This window comes from Clostridium magnum DSM 2767 (assembly GCF_001623875.1).
Classification (GTDB): domain Bacteria; phylum Bacillota; class Clostridia; order Clostridiales; family Clostridiaceae; genus Clostridium_AM; species Clostridium_AM magnum.
The window spans coordinates 26,266-44,192 of the sequence record NZ_LWAE01000008.1; the positions used below are offsets into that span (position 1 = coordinate 26,266).

The window sequence follows — 17,927 nt, forward strand, 5'->3', positions numbered from 1 at the left end:
TTACACCTCTATTTTTCTTAATTTTTGCTAATTTTTATTAATTTTTCTAAAAAATTATCATTATATACTTTTTCTGCTTCCTCTACCTCTAATGGTTTACTAAAAAGATACCCTTGAATATAGTTGCAGCCAGCTGTTTTTAGACGTTTATATTGAACTACATCTTCTATACCTTCTGCTACTACTTCTAGATTTAAGCTGTTGGCAAGAGAAATTAAACTGTCCATTACTTTTATATTTTCTAATTCTAAAAATTTATCATTTAAGGACTTATCTAATTTTATTTTATCCACTGGTAAAAAGGTCAAATAACTAAGAGAGGAATAACCTGTACCAAAATCATCTAGTGCAATTTTTACTCCTAATGACTTTAGTCGATTAATAAATGCTATGTTTTCTTTCTTTTTATCTAAAAATATACTTTCTGTTATTTCTATATCTATATATTTAGCTTCTACATGCGATTCTTTTAATGTATTTTCTAGAAATTCGATATAATTTAAGTCATTTAATTGTTTTGCAGAAAAATTAATAGAGATTGGCGTTATATCTAAGCACTTATTTTTCCATATGCTTATTTGCTTTACTGCCTCCTTTGTAACCCATCTTCCAATTTCTACAATTAACCCTGTTTCTTCTGCTATTGGTATAAACTGTGCTGGAGAAATATGCTCATTTTTTAGTCTTAAAAGAGCTTCAAAACCTACAATTTTTCCTGTAAAGGTACATACCTGTGGCTGATATAATAGTTTTAATTCATCTTTTTTTATAGACTCTCTTAAAATATTTTCTACTTTGATCTTTTCCTGTAGTTTCTCTGTCATCTCTTCATTAAAGAACATATAGTTGTTTTTTCCTATATTCTTTACTCTATACATGGCCATATCTGCATTTATAAGCAATTTACTAACTTTATAGCTATCAAAAGGGTACAGAGTAATCCCCATACTACAGCTTAGGTAGGTTTCCTGACCTTCAATTATTAGCTTGTTTTTAAATATATTCATTATCTGTTTTGCATAATTCTCGATTAGAGCAATATCTTTTTCACCTTCTATTAAAATCAAAAATTCATCTCCACCAAATCTTGATACAAACATCTTTTCATCCTTAATATATTCAAGCTCTTCTGCCACTTTTTTCAATACTTTATCGCCATATAAATGACCTAAAGTATCATTAATACCTTTGAAGTTATCAACATCTAAGAGCATCACAGCACCATATTTATTTTCACTTATACCTTCTTCTAGTTTTTTTACAAACATTCTTCGATTCGGCAGGTTTGTTAAAGAATCATGGTAAGCAATGTGTTCTAATTCTCCCCTTAAACTTTCTAATTTTTCTGTGTAGCTCTGTATTTCATCATATTGAGCTCTAAGCTCTTCCTCTGATGCTGCTAGCTGTTGATAGGTTGCTAATATTTCTTCATTTGAAGCCTGCAGTTCTTCTTGATGTTCTCTTAGTTGATAAAAATAGCTAGATGTCTTATCTAGTATATTGTTTATAGAAGAAGCTACGCCGAAAAAAGTATCACTTTCTGATAAAGAAAGTCTATATTGAATATTTTTCTCTATATCAATTTGGTTAATGCATTTATCTAATTCTTTTACAGGTTTGATAATATTTTTATTTTTTACCCATAAAAGCATTAAAATCATTATAATAGCTATAATAGACGACTTTATGGAGAGCATATAAATGGAGTAATAAACTTTTTCTGTGGAAAGGCTTAGTACAAGGACGTTACTAATTTCTCCGTTATGAACTACAGGAACATATATTGTCAATGCTTTTGTATCTACTTTTTTATAAGAAGAGTCTTTTGTAGATATCATCCCTTTGAGTGCCTCTTCCATTTCTTGCTCTTTATCCTTATCATATACAGTTCCTATATCTTTTATATTTGAATCTGCAATGGCTTTTAAGTTTTTGTCAACAAAAGTTACATGAAGAACATTTTCTCCCGGTGACAATTTTTCAACTAAAGTTTGATAGTCAAATTTTCGTGTAAGACTTTTTACTGCATTGGCACTTATACCTATTTGGATAAAGGTACCGTCAGAGTTTCTTAAGTATCCATATTTTTTATAGTTAAATGACTCTGTATCCATTCGTATTTCTTCCATGTATTCATTTTTGCCACTTATTCTAAAGTTTTCTACGGGATGATCTTTTGGTGATTTCCAACCCAAATAGCTATCAATATTTGTATATATAATCGTACCTTCTGGAGAATACCAGTCGATTTCGCATACATCAAGATCATTTGCCATTTTTTTTAACAAGTCATTATTTAAATTTTTTTGATTCATTATTACAACTTTTCCAACTGCTCTAATTTTTTCTTCTATCATTTTGTTAACCATTTCTAATGAATCAGCATTTCCTTGTACCTGTAAAACAGTTTGTTTGGCTAGGCTTATTCCATTCTGTTTCATCTGCGTTAATAGCAAACTTTTACTTGTGTAATAACTAATTGTACTTATTATAAATATGGCAATCAATCCGATGAATAAAGGCGTATAAATTAATTTATATTTGTTTACTATAGTAGTTTTCATTCGTTTTTTTGAATTACCCATAACGTTCTCCTTTTTGAATTGACAAAATAGGCTCTAAAGTATACCGTACTGTATTTTAAATTAATTCAATTGATTAACATAAATACAATAAAATACGGGTATTATTGACAAATTAATTATTAATTAATTATAATTTAAATATTATATCAAAACAAGAGGGGTGTTAAGGAACAAATAAAAAATAATTTGAAAAATCGGATAAATCTAAAAAATAAAAAAGTCATAATAAAAAGATATTATAACTTTCTTATTAGCCAGTTTATTAGATAAAAGACAGACTGGTATTCCACAAGCAGTTAGTTAAAATAAAGGCGTGAATGTATATTAGGAAATAGCCTAAGTAGAGAGAGGACTACTTAGGCTATTTTTTATGTGCGCCCAGCATGGGCGACAGCTTGGTGGTGAAAGTCCACTATGGGGGTTGATAGCACCAACCATTAGCTTACGGCAAGGGTGTCCATCGTGAGGTGCAATCTGAAGGAAGCCTGCAGCAAAAGTCTGGTCTGACGAACAGAAATCACATATAAGGCTTACTTAAATCGGGTGAGCATGCACAACAAAGTTCATCGAAAGCAAACTCAAACTTAAAGTAAACAAGGATAAAAGTGCAGTTGATAGACCTTGGAGAAGGAAATTTCTAGGGTTCACATTCTGCCAATGGTATGGCAAGATAGGAATAAGAGTACATGAAAAATCCATAAACAAGTTCAAGGCTAAAGTTAGAAAAATAACATTAAGAAGCAATGCTTGGGATAAGGACTATAGAATGTTAAAACTTCGTCAGTGAATAATAGGATGGCTCAATTACTTTGGAATAGCTGATATAACAAGGCTAACAAAAGAGTTAGATGAATGGACTAGATGAAGACTTAGGATGTGCTTTTAGAAACAGTGGAAAAAGATTAAGACCAAGCACAATAATCTAAAGAAGCTTGGAGTTAAAGAAAGTAAAGCATGGGAATTTGCTAATACACGAAAAAGCTATTGGCGAATAGCCAACAGCCCCATACTTGCAACAACACTGACTAATTCTTATTTTGAAAAGATAGGATATACAAGTATTCATAAAAGGTATAAGAAAGTACATTAATTCTTATTGAACCGCCAAGTACCGAACGGTATGCTTGGTGGTGTGAGAGGTCGCTGAATAAAATAATTATTCAGCTCCTACTCGATTAATAAAAGGTATGAAGTATGCTATTTTTAAATGTTAATCTTCTTACGTTTTGCTTCTATTCTTTGAACCATTTGTTCAGCTGCTTTTACTGGATCAGCTTCTACATAGAATTTAGCACCGTAATCTTCTTCCATCTTATTTAATAGGTAATCTACAGCAAATGGTGAACCTGTTACAGGAGGAACAACTCCAAGCCATGCATCTATACCACTACCTACTACGTAAGTTCCAATAGCTACAGCTTTTTCTGACATCCATTCTGGAGCAGCACCAACTACTGGTAAATCGCTGATATCTACACCTAAATGATTTGCAAGCTCACCAGCAATTTGTAAATTACGGCTGATATCAACACATGAACCTTGGTGAAGAATTGGTGGAATACCTAATAAACCACATACAGTTTTAAGTCCAGGACCAGCCAGTTCCTTTGCTTCAGGTAATAATAAACCAGCTTTAGCTACTGCATGAGCTGCACAACCAGTAACAAGTACTATTACATCATGAGCAATTAGATATTTTATCATTTCTACATGACATGTATCATGTGGATTTTTTGGATTATTACAACCAACAATGGCAGCAGCACCTCTAAGAACACCAGATACTACAACATCTGCAAGAGGTTTAACTGTTTGCATTGGACCTATGTTTGAATTAACAACTGTATCAAGAGCATCTACTATAGTCTCTGTGCTAAATCCAACTACAGCTTTAGATTTTTCATTAGGAATTAAAACATTATCCCTATTTCTATTTTTGTAATTTAATATAGCTTCTCTTATTATTTCTTTTGCAGAGTCATATGGTCTGTGTTCTTCAAATTCAATATATGTTGAATCTGTTATTTTAGCTTTTGGTGAAGTTGTTATAAATTTAGTATGATAAGATTTTGAAAGTTTTGCAAGTGATGGCATTATACATTGAACATCAACTATTAAGGCTTCAACTGCACCTGTTACTACAGCAAGTTCTTGTTGTAGGAAGTTTCCAGCCATTTTAATACCATGTCTCATGGTTACTTCATTTCCTGTACAACACATACCGCAAACGTTTATTCCTTCTGCTCCTTCAGCTTTTGCAAGAGCAATAAGTTCAGGGTCTTCAGCTGCTGCTACAATTGATTCTGAAAGTGATGGTTCGTGACCATGCAATATAATATTAACTTGATTATCTTCTAATACACCTAAATTAGCTTCAGTTTGTACCGGTGATGGAGTTTTAAATAAAATATCACTAATTTCAGTTGCAATATAAGAACCACCCCATCCATCTGCAAGGGATGCTCTCATTGCCATATCATAAAGATTTTTTGCATCTCCTGAACATCCAATATGAGTTGAGTGCATTACGCTAACTATATCTCTATCAATTGATCTCGGAGTTACACCAAGTCTGTCCCAAAGTTCTTTTCTTTTTTTAGGCAGAGCTGGAGAGAAAATTAAGTTTCCACGAGGTTTACCAAATTCATTTAATGCAGCATCAGCTATATCGTGTGCTATATCGTAAACGTCTCTTCCTTCAGTTTCAATACTATATTTTTTAGCAACAGCCATAAGCTTCTTTTCGTCTTTTATTTGTATTTGTCCGTCTCTTGATGCTTCTTCTAAATAAAGCACTAGTGATCTACCATGATCAGAATGAGCTGCTGAACCAGCTGCACACATTCTAGCAAAGTTTCTTGCAACTATAACATCTGCTGTAGCTCCGCAAATACCAGCGGATACTCCTTTTCCAGGAGTTGGGCTTACTCTACAAGGCCCCATAGCACAGTTTCTGCAACATACACCAGCTGAACCAAAACCGCATGGTGTCTTCATAGCTTCTTTTCTATCCCAGGCAGTTTCTACACCATCTTTTTTTGCTTTTTCAAGCAGCTGATCCTGAGCTGCTTTTATTAATAATCCTCTGTCTTCCATTAATAAAATACCCCCTAAACTCTAAAATAATAAACTGTACATTATAGTACACGGATTCAGTTTGAGACTTAAATAACTTGTTTAACTAGTTTTCAAAAATTAATATGAGTAGTATAATATAACATAGTAGGGGTAAACTATACTGATTAATCTGGGTTTTAGGCAATTCCAAGGTTAAAGAATATGTTTTTGCAAAATTTGTTTTCTTGTTTATAAATTGTTGGAGACTTATAAATAAGAAATCTGAATTTTACATAATTCTAATAATTAATGAGTGAGTAATTATTAGAATTCCCCCTAATACGTTTACAAGTAAATTATACAATAATTATTAATTTTTGATAAACAACTTAAATTTATGCACCTACAACTAAAAGTTTAAGTATCAGCAGCCATTCTTCAACCCTTTTCAATAGACAATAATTTAACAAATTGGTATAATTAATACATAAATAGTATTCAAGAAGGTGGTGTACTGAATTGGACATCAAACAATTAAAGTATTTTTTACAAGTTTGTAAGCATAAAAGTTTTTCAAAGGCTGCTAAAGAGATTTATATTACGCAGCAAGGTTTAAGTAAGGCAATTAGTAATTTAGAAGAGGAACTCCAATATCCTTTGTTTTATAATACAACTAATGGAATTAGAATAACACCTTATGGAGAGTATTTACAAAAGCAATCTGAACATATTGTACAGGAATTTGATTTAATTTTAGAAGGTCTCAATAAAATGGCTAATATCAATGAAGGAACTCTAACAGTATGTTTTTCCTTTGGAGTTCTAAATGCACTGTCACCAGATATTATTTCACGCTTTCAAGAAAGTTATCCTAACATTGAATTGATTATAAAAACATACCCAGATTCAATCTGTGAAGAAGTAGTTATGAATGAATATGTAGATTTAGCTGTGTCCATCGGTCCTGTTAACGAGAGAAACTTTAATTCTACTGTGATTAAAACACAATATCCTTGCGTTCTTATAAACGAAGAAAACCCCCTTTCAAAAAAAGCCTCTATTGATTTTATAGATTTGAGAAATGAGAAACTTATTACGCTAAATGAAAAATTTCATTTTCACCATAATTTCTTTAATAAGTGTAAAGAATCAGGTTTTGAACCCAATATAAGTTTAACTACTTCAGAAATTATTACTGTACATAAATCCAGTTATCTTAATGAAGGTATAGGGGTAAGTGTGGATTTTTTTGTTAATGACATTAATTATTCAAATGTTCGTTCAATTCCCTTTAAAGATCGTTCTTTTCTATGGGAAATCTGCTTAATAACAAAGAAAGACCGATTTGTATCTCATCTAGTAAAATTATTCACAAATTATATGATGGCTCATCAGTAATTTAAAGACAAGCTTTCTAAAAAAGGCTTATTCCCATGTAAAAAATTAAAATGAATGAAGTGGAACTTTGAATAAGATAGGGTTTCAAATCCTGTCTTATTTTTTGTTTTTTAAAATATATTTAATTCACCTATAAATATTTATAAATTCTAATAAAGATTACAAAATTAAGGATATATCATCAATTTAATCATATGTGATGGTTTTATTACCGGAAACGATTATATTTTATATATATAACTTACCTGATGAATGGATTACATAATAACAGGTATACGGCGTGTTTTGCAAGATTAATTAGCAATAAAATTAGCAAAACATATTTAAAAAATAAATATTCACAATATTTCTAAAAATATGAGATAATTACAATACTTATATTTTCCGCTCCTATATACTAGATATATAAACTTAATATAAAGCAATTTGGTAATATGTCAAGAACAAAATGAAAAGAAAATCAAATGATTTCTTTAAAAATGGGTAACCTTAATAAACATACAGTCCAATGAGAAAGTATGTTCGTATAATTTATATAGATTAATCTACTCTATTTGAAGAGTAGAGCTGATTTTTAGCCAGCAATCCAAAAATCATACGAATAAGTTTACGAGATGTTAGCGCGAGTGCTCGTTTGTGCTGATGTGTAGTTACTTCAGCAAATTTCTTCTGATAGAACTCTTGATATTCAGGAATATGGCAAACAACACTTCCTGCAGCTTCTATGAGATAATAGCGTAAATAACGGTTACCAGCTTTGTTCATAGGTGTATTTTCAGCTTTAAAACCTCCAGATTGATTTTCTTTCCACACGATGCCAGCGTATTTAGCAATAGCATCATTACTAGGAAATGCATGCACACTTCCTAATTCAGCAAGAATGCCACTGGAGTAAACAGGGCCAAAACCAGGAATAGACATTAATATTTTGTATTCCACAGGATTCATTCCCATAACAGCTTTTTCAATGGCTTTGTTAATACCTTTAAGTTCTTTATCAAAAGCCTGAATACAGTTGAAAGAACAAGCAATAGAGGTTGTTAATGGCTCATACAAACATTTATCAAGACGGTATGAATTACGTGCAGCTTGCTGCAAAATTTCAGCAGTCATCTGAGGATTAGAAATCCTTTTCCGACTTTTTCTATTGACGAAGTCAACAAGTTCTTCAATTGATGTATTTGCAATATCTTCGGAAGATAGAAATTCAGTAAGTATTGAAGATGCGGTAGCACCGTATTTATTAGAAAAAGGATGATCTTCTCCCTGTAATAATGCAAATTCGCTGAACTTAAGAAATACATTGGATAACATGTAAGTTTTTTCTCTAGTTAAGCATTCAACAATATGAAGTCTGTGCCTTGTAAGTCTTTGCAGAGCAAGATATTGAGAACCACGCCAAGGTTCAATATGAATTCTGCCAACTCTTGCAAAGTCAGCAATAACAAAAGAGTCAATGCCATCATTTTTATCAAGAGAATTAAAGGATTCTTTGTAGTTAGCAACTTCCTTAGGATTCAAGCAGTAAACATAAGGTTTGTAAGTCATAAGTTTTTCACTAGCAGATAAAAAATTGGCTATATGTACTCCATAAAAGGAAGTAGATTCTAAGCCGATTATAACAGCTTTAAAAGTATTGTTTTCTAAAACCTTAACAAGCATGGATTCAAGTTGCTCTGCACCAAATTGCGTATTAGGAACAGGTTTCATCTTAATCAAGAATTCCTGTTCAAAATTAATAGCAGAGACAACATTTTGTCTCGCACCAATATCGATACCAACAAATAGAGTTGATAAGTAATCTAATTTCTTCATGAAATCACCACCTTTCAAAAATAATGAGGAAATTAGAAAGGATTATCCTAATCCAAAGTACTAACTGCAACCTCGCGTAATTAGCATTCATCCAGACGCAAAACCTTGCTGGTGGCTGCGAAAGGAGATGCAACATTTGTGTAAGCAGAATATGATACTTTGGTCAGGCTGCAAGCTTTACAGGCAATAACACAATGTGTTTTGCAGGAGGAATACAGCAGTAACCTTCGCTAAAGTTCCGTTATGACTATTTTAGCATTAGAAAATCCTTTAATAAATAGTAGGTTAAAACAGTATAGATCGGAAAGTATAAGAATCAGCAATACTGAATTGGGAGAATCCCCACTAGAAAAATTGAGATGCTTTCTTAATCTATACAAAATATAAAAAATAAATAAGTTTATAGGCAGTAAATAACTGCTATAAACTTATTATACGAGGGGAGGATATTATATGATAATTGTTGGTGAATTAATAAATTCAAGTCGTAAAGCTATTTGTCAAGCTGTAAAGGACAAGGATGCTAACTATATAAAGCAGGTGGCAAAAGAACAATATGAAGCTGGTGCTGATTATATAGATGTTAATGCAGGTATATTTGTTGAACAAGAATCTGAATATTTAAGATGGTTAGTGCAAAATGTTCAACAAGATTTAGATGTTCCTTGTTGTATAGACTCACCAGATCCTAAAGCTCTAGAAGCAGCTCTAACAGTTCATAAAGGTATAGCAATGATAAATTCCATTTCCCTTGAAAAAGAAAGATATGATGCCGTTTTACCTATAATAGCTGGAACAGATCTTAAAATAGTAGCCCTTTGCATGGGGGCGGAAGGTATGCCTCAAACCGCTGCTGATAGGTTAAAAATCGCAGATAAATTAATAAATGGGTTGGTACAACATAACATACCAATAGATAATATATATGTGGACCCATTAGTACAACCTATAGGAACTAATGATACCTTTGGTATTGAATTTCTAGATGCGGTACAAACTATTACTACTAAATTCAAAGGTATTCATACAATGTGCGGCTTATCGAACATATCCTTTGGACTTCCAAAAAGGAAATTTATAAATCAAGTATTCGCAATTATGGCAGTAAGCAGAGGTTTGGATGGACTCATAGTAAATCCTTTGGATAAATCTATGATGGCAAGCTTAATAACAGCAGAAACTTTAGCAGGAAAAGATGAATTTTGCATGAACTACTTACAAGCATTTAGAAATAACCTTATGGAACTATAAGATTAGTGTAGGTTCTTTATCCGATGACTACCCGCTCTAATACTCCCATGCTTTATATGAAACTCCTCTTCCTACGTCAGAGGAGTAAGCGATTCGCACCAAATCATAGATTTGGGCTCTCTGCTTAACTGTACGTTGGGAGCGGCTACGCCCCTAGATTTGTTCAACTAAGAATCAGGTGGGGTTTGAAACCCATCTGATTAAAGTTTACACTTCATAGTTTTCCTTTTTTAATAAGAATCTCTCTAGCAACTTTAGCAGCTGCATTTGCATCTGAAATGCTTATAGCAGCAAGAGCAATGAGTGCAGGTATGAAGGTACTTGAGCCAATACTTGCTCAAACTGGAGTAAAGCCAGTTGGTAAGGCTGTAATAGGTACAGTTAAGGGGGACTTGCACGATATAGGTAAGAATCTTGCAAAAATGATGATGAAAGGTGTAGGTATTGAAGTAGTTGACTTAGGTGTTGATGTTTCGGAAACTAAATTTTTACAAAAAGCAGAAGAAATAGGCGCAGATATTGTCTGTCTTTCTGCTTTGTTAACCACTACAATGCCCGCAATATGTGATACAATAAATTCATTTAAAGAAGCAGGACTTAAGGATAAATATATATTTATGATAGGTGGAGCACCTGTATCAAGCGATTACGCAAAGAAAGTGGATGCGGATTATTACACTCCAGATGCAGGTACAGCAGCTGAAGTTGCTAAAGAAGCATTATTAAAAAAAGCCCAGTAAAAAGGAGGAAAATATAAATGGCAAATGTATATGATAAATTAGCATATAATTCACTGGATGACTTCCTATATGGTTCATGTCCTCACCCTGTTAAAACTAAAAGTGGACTTGCAATCGGAGGTGGACAAATATATCCTGAACTAAATTTCACATTACCTTCGATGACAGTAGATGCATCTACTATAAAGGATGCATATAAGATCTACACAGACATGACTAGCGGTATATTAAATAGAGCAAGAGAATTGTATGCACCAGGATTAGTAATTGAATATGAAACTTTACCTCAATTTACAGAAAATCCACAATGGGGTATTGAGGTTAGCAAAATAATTGTTGATACAATGAATGAATTTAATGTGAAATATGGTCTTAAGTCTGCATTTAGAGCTACACCAAACGATCTTAGAGAAATGAATCGTCCTCCAATAATGAGAAGCGGAAAGTATTGGGAAAAAATGATTGAGACATTTGAAGGTTGTTCAAAGGCTGGAGCAGACTTTATTGCAGTGGAATCTACAGGTGGAAAGGAACTTAATGATGATGCTCTTGTAAATGCAGATATACAAAAAGTTATATTTGCTCTAGGAGTTCTTGGGTGCCGTGATATGAAGTTCCTATGGAAGAACATAGTTGATATTTGTGGTAAAAACGGTGCATATGCAGCTGGAGATTCTGCTTGTGGATTTGGTAACACAGCAATGGTACTTGCTGAAAGAGGATTTATTCCTAAGGTTTTCGCAGCAGTAGTCAGAGTAGCAACTGTTGCAAGAGCTCTAGTAGCATTTGAAATGGGTGCAGTAGGTCCAAGTAAGGACTGTGCTTATGAAGGGCAATACTTAAAGGCCATAGCAGGTGTGCCAATAGCAATGGAAGGAAAATCAGCAGCATGTGCTCACTTAAGCCCAATAGGAAATATTGCAGCATCCGTAGCTGATCTTTGGAGTAATGAATCAGTACAACAAGTTAAACTTCTTTCAGAAATGGCTCCAATAGTATCTATGGAACAATTAATATATGATTGTAGACTTATGAATGAAGCAACTAATAAAGGAATGGCTCTTCAATTTAGAGATCTACTTGTTGATTCCGATGCTAAACTTGACCCTCAAGCTTATGTATTAAGACCAGATGTAGTATTTGATATAAGTAAAGAGCTAGTAAAGACGCAGGATCCATTTATGAGAACTAAGATAGGGGTGCAGCTTGCAGTACAAAAACTTAAGAAGGCAATAGAAAACAAAGAAGTTAAGGTTGAAAAAAGAGAACTTGGATGGCTTGATATAATGGAAAGTAAGATTGAGGATATTCCAGATAATGAGCTAGAATTCTACAATGAAATTAAAGATGAGTTGGATATGGATAAATTCTTACCAAAAGAATACGGATTAGAATAACAACATTATAAAGTAAAGTATGAAAAAAGGTGTGTGATGTAACTAGCATATTTATGATAGGTTATCTATATAAAAAAGATAAACAACACCGCTAATATTGTAAACTTGCAGTGGGAAAAGGTAACAGCTAATGAAATAATTAATGCCATGGATAACAGATATGAAACTGTTAGGAGAGGGAATAAACTAGGCAAGATCGTTGGTGGAAGATTATATAGGGATAATCTATCACATAGATTTGATACATGGGAGTTTGAAACTAATAAGAGTTTCAATCGTGAAAGAATAGAAAATATTTTTCAAATGCTGAAAAATAAAAATGAGTATGGATATATTATAAGGGCAAAAGGAATTTTTAAGGATACTGAAGGACACTGGTTTAGATTTGATTTCATACCTGGTGATATAACATTTGAGGAGTTCAGCGAAGGAACTACTAATAGTGTGTGTATAATAGGTTCAAAACTAAATAAAAATAATGTATCACAGCTTTTTGCATAAAGAGCTTAGTAAGTTGCTTTTAAAATACCCAAATTTCTATAAGACACTAAAAATCAAAGAAAATATATTTGATTTTTAGTGTCATTCTTTAGTTTATAAGGAAAGGCTTCCCCTTTGTTTATATTGTTTAGGTGTCATATTAGTTAAACTTTTAAATACTTTTGAAAAATAGCTTTGATCTTCAAAACCAATCTCAAGAGCAATATTTAGTATAGAGTAGTCTGTATTCTTTAAAAGCAGTTTACTTTGCTCAATTCTAATTTTGTTAAGATAGCTTGAGAAGCTTGCACCCATTTCTTTTTTAAATACACTTGAGAAATAAGAAGCGTTTAAATGTACCATATTTGCAATTGTATCAAGAGTTATATTTTCTTTGTAGTGCTCATTTATATAGGCTATACACTTTTTAATTAAAACAGGATTTTTAGATTCGCTAAATTTGAAAACATTTTCGGTAAAGATATCTAATATATTTATAATTAAGTATGACAAGTCTTCAACACTTTTAATTTTATTTAGTTTAGTAAGAAAGTCACTATTTAAGGAAAATATTTTATTAAAATCTGCACCTCCTTCAACGGATGCCCTAGAAAGAAGGGTGCATAACTCTGAAGTTCGAGTTTTTATTATATCTATATTGCTACCAGAAGCAAAGAGAATGTGTCCTAGTAAATCATTTAAAATGTTTTTAGCACCTATTATATCACCACTTCTTACTTTAAGAAGGAGTTCCTTTTCAATTTCATATGTATAAAATACATCCCTATCTGTCTGCTTTAGGCCGTGTATACTTTCACCTATCTGAGATTGTTGCAGGGATTTTTTGTTTCTCTCATATAGTTCGTATTTTTCTTGTTCTATAATACTGCACACTACAATAAATAATAATTTACTTAAGTGTCGCACCTTTGAGGGTTCAATTACTTGAATAGTTCTTAGATGGCTATCTATTATACCTCTCAAATGTATATCTAGGCTAAATTTTTCAATAATGTCGTCAACCATTAATTAATCAGGAAAGTCCATGAGAATTGGTCCTGCTAAAACAGATCCTTTAAATACATCTTTTTTATTATTGGAACGGTATAATGTATAAGACCAGCAGGACAAGAGAATATATAGGCTTCTCCAAGTTTTTCAGACTGCTTGGCTGCATATAAATGGGTTTGAGAACAAGGGTATAAGTCATCAGTGCACTCCTTGAAAAACTTGCAAAAAGTTCCGGACTTACCTATATTGATAAATTCATTCCCTATTTCGTTAATGACTGAGAGACATATATCAGTAGAATATGAATAAGTTGATAATGTGTCTTTAAGTAAATTTATAAAGTTCATATTTATCACCATTACTTTAGATTTTATAGTCATATATAATTTTAACATAAAATGGATAAGATTTTAATATATAACTTAAGAATATTGAAAAAAATATTAAATTTGAAGATGTTCAGTGTCAAAACTAGCATATGGATTTATATTTGGTTAAATTTTCTTTAGGTATTGTAGTTGTTGGCTCATAAGAATTGTTCAACAATTTGACATGACTATAGGAAAATATGTATAATTTTATTAACTGATTTACAAGGAGTTGAGGTTTTGAACTTTAAGTTAAAAGTTACATCCCTTTGTATATTATTAATATTTTTATTTGTGGGATGTTCAAAAACAGCTTCAAATGTTTCTAATGAAAATAAAAACAATGAAGTAACTCAAAGTACATCAATAAGTAAAACTAGCGACAAAGAAAAGGATGATAAGGATAATAGTAAGAAAGTACCAGAAAATAATCAACAGAACAAAAAACAAAATGTTGAAAATGAAAAATCAAAAGAAGTTAAAAAGAAAGTTGTAGTTCTTGATCCAGGACATGGCAATAGGTCAAATTTAGAAAAGGAAGCTATATATCCAGGATCTACAGAATTGAAAATAAAAGATGGTGGTGGTGCAGAAGGAGTAAATAGTAAAACACCGGAGTATGTAATAGCTATGGGGATTACTATGAAGTTAAAGGTACTTCTTGAAAACAAGGGATACGCTGTAATCATGACTAAGACAACCCCTCAAGAGAGTCCTGGTAATATAGAAAGAGCAGAAGTTGGTAATAAAAATAATGCAGATTTAGTTATAAGAGTACATGCAGATTCTTCTGAAAGCTCAAATACTTCAGGGGCATCCATTCTGATTCCAGCAACTATAGGTTATGCAAAGGATATAAGTGAAATCAGCAGAAAATATGGAGAAATCATATTGGAAAGTTTGATAAATGAAGTTGGAATGAAAAATAAAGGGCTTGTTGAAAGAAGTGACCTTACAGGTTTTAACTGGTCTAAGGTTCCTGTTATATTAGTGGAAACAGGATTTTTATCAAATCCACAAGAGGATCGGTTGTTAAATACTGAGGAATATCAAAGTAAAATAGCAAAGGGTCTATTTAATGGAATAGATAAAGCTCTTAGCAATTAATTTAAGGAGTAATGTAAATTATTATGTTTGAATTAAAACAAAACAAAAAAATATTCATTGTTACCAATAGACATCTAATAGAACAAGGTAACATATATGAAGTAATAGAAAAATGTGCAGCAAAGGGTGCAGATGGAATAATTTTAAGGGAAAAGGACCTAGATTACAATTCTTTAAAAAAAATGGCTGAGGGAATAAAGAATATAACGGATAGATACAATATTCCTTTAATTATAAATGGAAATATGGACGTAGCAAGGGATGTTACTGCATATGGATTTCATACAGGAATTGAAGGAATTAGAATAATTGCGTCTAGCAATCATATAATAAGTAAGCATATAGAAAAAGAAGATTTTGAGAGTGCCTATGGGCATTTCAGAAGAAAGGAATATGACTCAAAACAGCTTGTTTTAGGTGTATCAGTACATAGTGTTGAAGAGGCGATAGAAGCTGAAAATCTAGGTGCTGATTATTTAATAGCAGGACATGTTTTCGATACGGAATGCAAACCTGGATTAAAAGGTAGGGGAATAGATTTTATAGAAAAAGTATGTGACAGTGTTAACATACCAGTAATAGCCATTGGAGGTATTACTTCAAGTAACTTAAATGAGTTGTTAAGAAAAAAGGTTTTTGGAATAGCGGCTATGTCCTATGGAATGAGAATTTAATAGTTAATTTGTAGTTTTTTAGACTTAAGGTTAGACATTTGTTCAACTTTAAGTCTAAAAAATTATGAAATTAATGTTAAATTATTGTAACAAAACTACAAAAAATAAATATAATAAACTAAATGACATTTACTGGCCATCCGATTAAAGCTTCCACTTCATATAATTACAGAAGTACTAAGGTAAAAGTATAAAATTTTTAGTACATATAAAATTATTATAGGAGTGAATTTATGAACAAAAAAAGGATCATCTCTATTTCTGTAATTATAGTTTTTGTAGTCTACATTGCCACGTCTTTGTTTTTAATCAATAAAAAACCTGATATTTCAAAAGTTTCTAAAGCACAGCAGATTTCCGAATACACTAAACCTGCAGTAGTACGTATTTATAGCGGTGTTGCTGTAAAATGGAACTATAGGCCAATTTCCAGTGTTTATTATGACAGTACACTCTATCAATTTGATTCCAATGTTATTCAATTCTTAAAAGAAAATCAATATTATACCTATCTTGTTTATCAAGGCTCTGGTGCTGTAATAAGTCCAAATGGATATATAGTTACAAATGCACATGTAGTTCAATTAATGAAAATGGAAGACACACAACTTAAGGCAATGATATATTTAGATGTGTGTACAAAATTAGCTAAGTTTTTTAATGATAAGTACAACACCAACTTTACGGCTGAAGGACTATATGCATTGATAAGAAATTACTTAGCAATAGATGGAATTAATAGATTGACCAAAGTATATCTTCCAGGTGGGGGGGAGGCTGTTGATGGTGAAGTCAAAAGCTATGGAGCACCTACAGGGGAAGGCAAGGATGTAGCTGTAATAAAAATTGAAAAGACTAATCTTTCATCTGTAATATTAGGTGATTCAGAAAAAACACAATTACAGGATAACATATTAGTATTTGGGTACCCAGCAGCAGCAGATTCTCAGCTTTTATCTAAGGAATCTGAATTAGTAGTAACTATAACTGACGGAAAAGTTTCTGCTACAGATAAAAAATCTACGCAAGGTGCACCAGTGCTTCAGATTAATGCAGCAGCAACCCATGGTAATAGTGGTGGACCGGTTGTTGATGATGATGGTAATGTTATAGGCTTACTAACCTTTAGAAGCGAAAACAATTCAAAAGAAACTCAAGGCTTCAATTTCGTGGTACCTGTAAATACAGTTAAAGAATTTGTTAGTCAAGCAGGTGCAAAAAATGAAGAAGGAAATGTAAATAAATTATATAAAGAAGGACTACAACTATATTGGTCAGGTTACTATAAGGATGCTTTGGCAAAATTTGAGGCTGTTCAAAGGTTGAATTCTAATCAATCTGAGATCAAAAAATTAATATCAGATTGTCAGCAGAAGAGTTCTCAAAGCAAAATATTATGGTCTAAATATAAAAAAATTGCAATTGGAACAGATGTTTTGGCTTTAATATGTATAGTGGCAATGATATACTTTGGATTTATCCAGGATAAAAAAAGAAAAAATAACAATGAAGAGGATGTTAAAGTAATAAAAACAGAAGATGATAAGAAGCTATTGGAGAAAGAGATAGATAAGGATGCTAATTCTAAAAATAATATAAATAATAACGTTGTTTCTTTGGAAGAAACTAAGAATTTAAGTAAAAATATTAAAGCAAGATTATATGCTATCTCTGGACCTTTAGAAGGTAGGGTTATTGAATTTGAAGGTGAACCAATAACCATTGGAAGAGATCCAAGATTTTGTAAGTTAGTATTTTCTCAGGACTATCTTGAAATAGGGAGAAAACATTGCACTATAAGTTATAATTCAGAAGAAAAGAATTTTCAATTGGAGGATAATGGTTCGGAAAATGGCACTTTTTTAGGAAATGGTGAAAGAGTAAACTCTAGCGAAAAGAAATATTTAAAATCAGGAGATAGTTTTTATCTTAGCAGTGGTGAATATTTGTTTGAAGTATGGTTGGAATAGAATTAGAAAAGCAAGTACTAGTTGAGATTAGGCATAGAATAAAATAGTGATAATGAATAAAACTCTTTTTCTAT

General features: G+C 31.9%; 14 protein-coding genes. 9 read left to right on the plus strand and 5 right to left on the minus strand.

Annotated elements, in window-relative coordinates:
• Positions 1–17: 17 nt before the first annotated feature.
• A complete protein-coding gene (locus tag CLMAG_RS23705) occupies positions 18–2,585 on the minus strand; it encodes an EAL domain-containing protein (RefSeq protein WP_066628463.1) in 2,568 nt (855 codons plus the stop codon).
• A 790-nt stretch (positions 2,586–3,375) separates the two neighbouring features.
• On the opposite strand from CLMAG_RS23705, the gene CLMAG_RS34485 reads away from it, so the two are divergent.
• Complete coding sequence (locus tag CLMAG_RS34485) at positions 3,376–3,450, plus strand: group II intron maturase-specific domain-containing protein (RefSeq protein ID WP_278331610.1); 75 nt, start codon at positions 3,376–3,378, stop codon at positions 3,448–3,450.
• A gap of 338 nt (positions 3,451–3,788) precedes the next feature.
• Here the strand turns inward: CLMAG_RS34485 and cooS are convergent, their stop codons facing one another.
• On the minus strand, positions 3,789–5,681 hold the full coding sequence (cooS, locus tag CLMAG_RS23710; RefSeq protein ID WP_066628466.1) for an anaerobic carbon-monoxide dehydrogenase catalytic subunit: 1,893 nt from the start codon (positions 5,679–5,681) through the stop codon (positions 3,789–3,791).
• Between the two features lie 480 nt (positions 5,682–6,161).
• On the opposite strand from cooS, the gene CLMAG_RS23715 reads away from it, so the two are divergent.
• Positions 6,162–7,040 (plus strand): LysR family transcriptional regulator, encoded by an 879-nt coding sequence (locus CLMAG_RS23715; RefSeq protein ID WP_066628468.1) that lies wholly within the window; start codon positions 6,162–6,164, stop codon positions 7,038–7,040.
• A 540-nt stretch (positions 7,041–7,580) separates the two neighbouring features.
• Here the strand turns inward: CLMAG_RS23715 and CLMAG_RS23720 are convergent.
• Complete coding sequence (locus CLMAG_RS23720) at positions 7,581–8,855, minus strand: IS110 family RNA-guided transposase (protein WP_066616512.1); 1,275 nt, start codon at positions 8,853–8,855, stop codon at positions 7,581–7,583.
• Between the two features lie 453 nt (positions 8,856–9,308).
• On the opposite strand from CLMAG_RS23720, the gene CLMAG_RS23725 reads away from it, so the two are divergent.
• From CLMAG_RS23725 to CLMAG_RS23740, 4 genes are all read left to right on the plus strand, one after another.
• The gene (locus CLMAG_RS23725; protein ID WP_066628470.1) at positions 9,309–10,106 is read left to right on the plus strand and encodes a methyltetrahydrofolate cobalamin methyltransferase; all 798 of its coding nucleotides are present in this window, start codon (positions 9,309–9,311) and stop codon (positions 10,104–10,106) included.
• A 278-nt stretch (positions 10,107–10,384) separates the two neighbouring features.
• On the plus strand, positions 10,385–10,846 hold the full coding sequence (locus CLMAG_RS23730; protein ID WP_082832064.1) for a cobalamin-dependent protein: 462 nt from the start codon (positions 10,385–10,387) through the stop codon (positions 10,844–10,846).
• Between the two features lie 17 nt (positions 10,847–10,863).
• A complete protein-coding gene (locus tag CLMAG_RS23735; RefSeq protein WP_066628472.1) occupies positions 10,864–12,243 on the plus strand; it encodes a methyltransferase MtaB domain-containing protein in 1,380 nt (459 codons plus the stop codon).
• 105 nt (positions 12,244–12,348) lie between these two features.
• Positions 12,349–12,744, plus strand: coding sequence for a CobW C-terminal domain-containing protein (locus CLMAG_RS23740; RefSeq protein ID WP_066628474.1), 396 nt, complete (start codon positions 12,349–12,351; stop codon positions 12,742–12,744).
• Between the two features lie 93 nt (positions 12,745–12,837).
• On the opposite strand, the gene CLMAG_RS23745 is transcribed toward CLMAG_RS23740, so the two are convergent.
• Both CLMAG_RS23745 and CLMAG_RS23750 read right to left on the minus strand, forming a co-directional pair.
• Complete coding sequence (locus CLMAG_RS23745) at positions 12,838–13,749, minus strand: AraC family transcriptional regulator (RefSeq protein ID WP_066628476.1); 912 nt, start codon at positions 13,747–13,749, stop codon at positions 12,838–12,840.
• Between the two features lie 35 nt (positions 13,750–13,784).
• Positions 13,785–14,081, minus strand: coding sequence for a PocR ligand-binding domain-containing protein (locus CLMAG_RS23750; RefSeq protein WP_066628477.1), 297 nt, complete (start codon positions 14,079–14,081; stop codon positions 13,785–13,787).
• 261 nt (positions 14,082–14,342) lie between these two features.
• Between CLMAG_RS23750 and CLMAG_RS23755 the strand changes: the two genes are divergently transcribed.
• From CLMAG_RS23755 to CLMAG_RS23765, 3 genes are all read left to right on the plus strand, one after another.
• Positions 14,343–15,209, plus strand: coding sequence for an N-acetylmuramoyl-L-alanine amidase family protein (locus CLMAG_RS23755; RefSeq protein ID WP_066628478.1), 867 nt, complete (start codon positions 14,343–14,345; stop codon positions 15,207–15,209).
• Between the two features lie 23 nt (positions 15,210–15,232).
• Positions 15,233–15,883: a thiamine phosphate synthase gene (locus tag CLMAG_RS23760; protein WP_066628479.1), complete on the plus strand. Its 651-nt coding sequence runs from the start codon at positions 15,233–15,235 to the stop codon at positions 15,881–15,883.
• A gap of 233 nt (positions 15,884–16,116) precedes the next feature.
• A complete protein-coding gene (locus CLMAG_RS23765) occupies positions 16,117–17,853 on the plus strand; it encodes a trypsin-like peptidase domain-containing protein (protein WP_066628481.1) in 1,737 nt (578 codons plus the stop codon).
• Positions 17,854–17,927 lie beyond the last annotated feature (74 nt).